This window comes from Amycolatopsis sp. cmx-11-32 (assembly GCF_047608695.1).
In the GTDB taxonomy this organism is placed as follows: domain Bacteria; phylum Actinomycetota; class Actinomycetes; order Mycobacteriales; family Pseudonocardiaceae; genus Amycolatopsis.
This window is the reverse complement of sequence record NZ_JADNQN010000050.1, coordinates 1-950: the sequence shown is the minus strand read 5'-3', so window position 1 is coordinate 950 and position 950 is coordinate 1. Positions and strand designations below refer to the sequence as shown.

At 64.5% G+C, this 950-nt stretch carries 1 protein-coding gene; it reads right to left on the bottom strand.

Features of this window, described 5'->3' with window-relative positions:
• The coding region (locus tag ACM6LR_RS39330) for an SAM-dependent methyltransferase (RefSeq protein WP_414942919.1) at positions 1 to 824 on the bottom strand (824 nt) is incomplete at its 3' end.
• Positions 825 to 950 lie beyond the last annotated feature (126 nt).

Sequence of the window (950 nt, the reverse complement as noted above, 5' to 3'; positions counted from 1 at the left end):
TAGCGCTTGATCGCGACGCCTCCGGTCATGAAGCGCACCCCGATGGTGGTCGCGTCGGTGACGACCTCGTCGGGCCGCCAGAGTGCCAGCGGCACAATGCCGGGCGGCAGGATCTCCAGCCCGTCGAAGAAGGCCGCCAGCTCCGCTGGCGTCCGGACCCGGCCAGTGCCGAGCTGGGACAGCAGCACGCGCTCCAGCTCCTCACTCTCCGAAGAATCGCTCAATCGTGTGAAGTTCGTGATGAAGAAGTACGAACCGGACGGAACGGCGTCGCGAAGCTTCGCGACGATACCGTTCGGGTCCTCCTCGTCGAGGATGTGGTGCAGGATGCCGCACAGCATCACGCACACCGGCTTGCTGAAGTCGATCATCTCCTGCACGTCGGGGTGTGCGATGACCTCGTCCGGCTTGCGAACGTCGGCGGTGACGACCTTCGTGTTCGCGTTATCCTGCAGCAACGCCCTGCCGTGCGCGAGCACGATCGGGTCGATGTCGACGTAGACGACCTGCGCGTCCGGATTCACCTCCTGCACCACCTCATGTGTGTTGCGCACGGTTGGCAGCCCGGAGCCCAGGTCCAGGAACTGTGTGATGCCCTCGTCCGCGGCGAGTCGCCGCACCACTCGATGCAGCATCGCTCTGTTGTGCAGCGCGATCTCTTTGAGCTCCGGCATCACATCGAGACTCGCCTTGGCGATCTGCCGGTCAATCGCGTAGTTGTCCTTACCATTCAGCATCACGTCATAGACGCGCGCCGCAGTGGGGACTCCGTCGTCGAGAATGAGGAGGTCGGACCCAGGCTGTGCTGCACTGTGGGAGGACATCGGAAGTGGCTCTCCTCGCCGATCGTCAGGAACACCCGGCATGGTAGCCGTTCCGGCACCGCGCGTCACCGGGCCACCGGCCGTCTCATGCATTGCGCTGACCGAATCCGGCGACGCGGCCAACCA